This window comes from Isoptericola sp. NPDC057391 (assembly GCF_042668085.1).
In the GTDB taxonomy this organism is placed as follows: domain Bacteria; phylum Actinomycetota; class Actinomycetes; order Actinomycetales; family Cellulomonadaceae; genus Isoptericola.
Window position 1 is genome coordinate 1 of record NZ_JBHVBO010000273.1, and the last position, 3933, is coordinate 3933.

The 3933-nt window shown below is 73.4% G+C and carries 6 protein-coding genes; 4 read left to right on the forward strand and 2 right to left on the reverse strand.

The window, feature by feature from the left end; genetic code table 11:
• Nucleotides 1-59 precede the first annotated feature (59 nt).
• Complete coding sequence (locus ACFUVW_RS20050) at nucleotides 60-638, forward strand: thymidine kinase (protein WP_430573056.1); 579 nt, start codon at nucleotides 60-62, stop codon at nucleotides 636-638.
• Nucleotides 639-665: 27 nt separating this feature from the next.
• Here the strand turns inward: ACFUVW_RS20050 and ACFUVW_RS20055 are convergent, their stop codons facing one another.
• Nucleotides 666-1769 carry a fatty acid desaturase family protein gene (locus ACFUVW_RS20055; protein ID WP_430573057.1) on the reverse strand — a complete coding sequence of 368 codons (1104 nt, stop codon included), beginning with the start codon at nucleotides 1767-1769 and terminating at the stop codon, nucleotides 666-668.
• A gap of 211 nt (nucleotides 1770-1980) precedes the next feature.
• Nucleotides 1981-2598: a protein-L-isoaspartate O-methyltransferase gene (locus ACFUVW_RS20060; protein ID WP_430573058.1), complete on the reverse strand. Its 618-nt coding sequence runs from the start codon at nucleotides 2596-2598 to the stop codon at nucleotides 1981-1983.
• A gap of 165 nt (nucleotides 2599-2763) precedes the next feature.
• On the opposite strand from ACFUVW_RS20060, the gene ACFUVW_RS20065 reads away from it, so the two are divergent.
• The 3 genes from ACFUVW_RS20065 (at nucleotide 2764) to rpmA (ending at nucleotide 3846) form a co-directional block, all read left to right on the forward strand.
• On the forward strand, nucleotides 2764-2973 hold the full coding sequence (locus ACFUVW_RS20065) for a dodecin family protein (RefSeq protein ID WP_429732001.1): 210 nt from the start codon (nucleotides 2764-2766) through the stop codon (nucleotides 2971-2973).
• Nucleotides 2974-3195: 222 nt separating this feature from the next.
• Nucleotides 3196-3504 (forward strand): 50S ribosomal protein L21, encoded by a 309-nt coding sequence (gene rplU / locus ACFUVW_RS20070; RefSeq protein ID WP_430573059.1) that lies wholly within the window; start codon nucleotides 3196-3198, stop codon nucleotides 3502-3504.
• Nucleotides 3505-3588: 84 nt separating this feature from the next.
• Nucleotides 3589-3846 carry a 50S ribosomal protein L27 gene (rpmA, locus tag ACFUVW_RS20075; RefSeq protein ID WP_429732004.1) on the forward strand — a complete coding sequence of 86 codons (258 nt, stop codon included), beginning with the start codon at nucleotides 3589-3591 and terminating at the stop codon, nucleotides 3844-3846.
• Nucleotides 3847-3933: the final 87 nt, after the last annotated feature.

The window sequence follows — 3933 nt, forward strand, 5'->3', positions numbered from 1 at the left end:
GGGTCGACGTCCGTCGACCCGGGCCCTTCGCGTCGACCGGCTCGTGTCATGCTCGGGCCATGACGGGGGACGACCGCAGGAGTGGGCGGCTCGAGGTGATCGCCGGCCCGATGTTCGCCGGGAAGACGGAGGAGCTGGTGCGCCGGGTCCACCGGGCGCAGGTCGCGCGCCGCGACGTGCTCGTCGTCGCGCACGAGCTCGACACGCGCAGCGGGCCCGGCCGGGTGGCGTCGCACTCCGGGCTGGAGGTGCCCTCGCGCAGCGTGCGGCACGCCGAGGAGATCCCGGGCCTCCTCGCGGCGGGCACGGAGCTGGTGGCGGTCGACGAGGCGCAGTTCTTCGGCCCCGGCCTGCTGGACGTCGCGACGGCGCTGGCCGACGCGGGCCTCGTGGTGGTGGTCGCCGGGCTGTCCGTGACGTTCGACGGGCGGGCGTTCGCGCCGCTGCCCGAGCTCATGTCGGTCGCCGAGTCGGTCACCAAGCTCACCGCGGTGTGCGCGGTCTGCGGCCGCGACGCGGCGTTCCACGTCCGGCTCGAGGCGATGCCGGCCGGCGACGACGCGCTGGCCCCGACGTCGGGCCACGTGGGCGGGACCGAGTCGTACGAGGCGCGCTGCCGGCGCCACCGCGCCGGCTGACGAGGACGTCGCCGCGTCGCCGGACGCTCAGCCGCGCCCGAGCCGCTGGCGCAGCGGGCAGTCGAACGGGTCGCGGGCGGCCAGCCCGACCTCGTTGAGGTACCGCACGACGATCGCGTACGAGCGCAGCAGCGACGTCTCGGTGTACGGCAGCCCGAGCCGCGCGCAGTGCTCGCGGACGATGAGCCGGGCGCGCGCCAGGTGCGGGCGGGGCATGCTCGGGAACAAGTGGTGCTCGACCTGGAGGTTGAGCCCGCCCATGAGGACGCTCATCCAGGCGCCGCCGCGCACGTTGCGGGAGGTGAGCACCTGCTTCGACAGGAAGTCGATCCGGCTGCCCTCGGGGATCATCGTCATCCCCTTGTGGTTGGGGGCGAACGTCGCCCCCATGTAGACGCCGAAGACGGCGAGCTGCACGCCGAGGAACGCGAGCCCGAGGCCCAGGGGGAGCCACCACAGGACGACGGCGACGTACGCGCTCAGGCGTACGAGGATGGTGAGCAGCTCGCGCCGCCGCGCCGCGCGGTCCTCCGGCGGGCCGGTCAGCAGCGACCGCACGGCGGTCACGTGCAGGTTGATCCCCTCGAGGGTGAGGAGGGGGAAGAAGAGCCAGCCCTGGCGGCGCGTGATCGCGCCCAGGAACCCGTGGTGGTCCGCGGCCGCCTCCGGGGTGAAGGAGATGACGCCGGGAGCGACGTCGGGGTCCTTGCCCACCTGGTTGGGGTTGGCGTGGTGGCGGGTGTGCTTCGTCATCCACCACGAGTAGCTGATGCCGACGACGGCGTTCGCCAGGATGCGGCCGACGCGGTCGTTGAGCGGCCCGGACGCGAAGACCTGGCGGTGCGCCGTCTCGTGCGTGACGAAGGCCAGCTGGGTGAGCACGACGCCGAGCGCGGCCGCGACGAGGAGCTGGAACCACGAGTCGCCCAGCAGGACGAACCCGGTGACGACTCCGCCGAGCGCGAGCACGAGCGCGACGCCGACGGCGAGGTAGTAGCCGTACGCCCGGCGTAGGAGCCCGGCGTCGCGGACCTCCCGGGACAGGGCGCCGTAGGTGCTGGTGAACTTCGCCGCGGCGCCGCCGCGCGGGGCGGCGGGGCTGTCGAGGACGGCCGGGACGGCTGGGGGCATGTGCGCCTCGCAGGGGTCGGGGTCGACTTCCCAGCCGAGGTGTGAGCGGTTGCTCGGTCGCGCGGATGCTTCGAGCCTACGGGGCCGTAGGTTCGGGACAAGGGGGTTGTCCCCCCAGTGCGCGGAGCCGGTCGAGCACCTGGCGCGACGTGGCGGCGTCCGCGTCCGCGGTCACGACCGGCAGCCTGGCACGCCGGGACCCGCCGGCGACTCAGTCCTCCACGAGCGGGACGAACGAGTAGGTCCCGTGCTCGGAGGTGCGCACCGTGCCGTCCTCGTCACGGGTCACGAGCACCATCACGTGCCGCACGGGGACCACCATCCGGCCGCCGGGCGCGACCTGGTCCACCAGCTCCTGGGGCAGCCGCGTCGGCGCGGCGGACACCAGCACCCGGTCCCAGCCACCGGCGCGCGGGGCGCCGAGCCGGCCGGGGTCGGCACGGGCTACCCGGGCCCAGGCCATGCCGGTCCGTCGCACGTTGCCCGCGCCCCAGGCGGCGAGGTCGGCGTGCCGTTCGAGCCCCAGCACCGATCCGGTGGGCCCGACGAGGCGGGCGAGCAGCGCGGTCGTCCAGCCGGAGCCGGACCCGACGTCGAGCACGTGGGCGCCCACCGGCACGTCGAGGAGCCGGAGCATCGCCGCGACGGTCGACGGCTGCGAGCACGTCTGGCCGTGCCCGATCTCGACGGGGCTGTCCGCCTCGGCCCAGCGGGCGCGGGCGCGCGGCAGGAAGCCTCGGCGGTCGACGTCGCGCAGCGCGGCCGTCACCGCGTCGTCGACGCCCCCGGCACCCGTCGGCAGGTCGGGGCGTCCCGTCCGCCCGGTCATCTCCCCATGGTCGCCCCGGGGCGCTCCGGACACCGGACGAGCGCACGGGCGAGGGGTATCGGGGCCGCGCCGGGGCAGCGACACCGGGCGAGCAGGCCGGACCGGGTCGACCATCGGAAGGACGGCCGGCGAGAGACGTCGGCCCGCCCGAGAACGGAGGACGACATGGCAGGCACGGTCGCGCGCGTCACGGAGATCACGGCCCGGTCGGACACGAGCTTCGAGGACGCGATCCGCGTCGGCCTCGAGCGGGCGGGCCAGACGGTCCGCCACATCACCGGCGCCTGGGTCAAGGAGCAGAAGGTGGAGGTGTCGGACGGCGCGATCGTCGCGTGGCAGGTGGACCTGCAGGTGACGTTCGTGCTCGAGGGCTGACCCGCGGCGTTCGTAGGTGGGGCACGTCACGGCGGCCGACGGTGGAGGACGTTTGAACCGATCGGCGCCGTGACGTAGTCTTGGACGTCGGCGCGCCTTCGGCGTGCCAGTCCCGTGTGTCCACGACGCACCGCACTCGACCGCCGCGGCGGGCCGAGTTGCAGACCAAGTCGGTGAAGAACGTCGTGCGGCATGCCCAGACCAGGAGAGATGAGCAGCAACGTGGTGTACGCGATCGTCAAGGCCGGTGGCCGTCAGGAGAAGGTGTCCGTCGGGGACATCGTCGTCATGGACCGTGTCAAGGCCGAGGCCGGTGACACGGTGGAGCTGCCCGCTCTGCTTCTGGTGGACGGGGAGAAGGTGACCACCGACGCCGCGAAGCTGGCGAAGGTCAAGGTCACGGCCGAGGTCGTGCGGGACGAGAAGGGCCCGAAGATCACGATCCTCAAGTACAAGAACAAGACCGGCTACCGCAAGCGCCAGGGTCACCGTCAGCCGCTGACCCGCCTCAAGGTCACCGGCATCAAGTGACTCACCGCCGGGCCGAGCGCGACACCCCGCAGCACGGCCCGCGGCACTGATCCCCTCGTTCTTCGCAGAAAGCAGGTCTGACAGATGGCACACAAGAAGGGCGCGAGCTCCTCGCGCAACGGTCGTGACTCGAACGCCAAGTCGCTCGGCGTCAAGCGCTACGGCGGCCAGGCCGTCAAGGCCGGCGAGATCATCGTCCGCCAGCGTGGCACCCACTTCCACCCCGGCGAGAACGTCGGCCGTGGCGGCGACGACACGCTGTTCGCGCTGACCGCCGGCTCGGTGGCCTTCGCGACGCGTCGCGGCCGCAAGGTCGTCGACATCGTCGCGGCCGAGGTCTGAGCCGCACACACTTCCTCGGCTCTCACCCGAGTCGACGACGAGGGGCGCACCGTCGCGGCGCAGGCGGAGACGGGCACCACGCAGGGG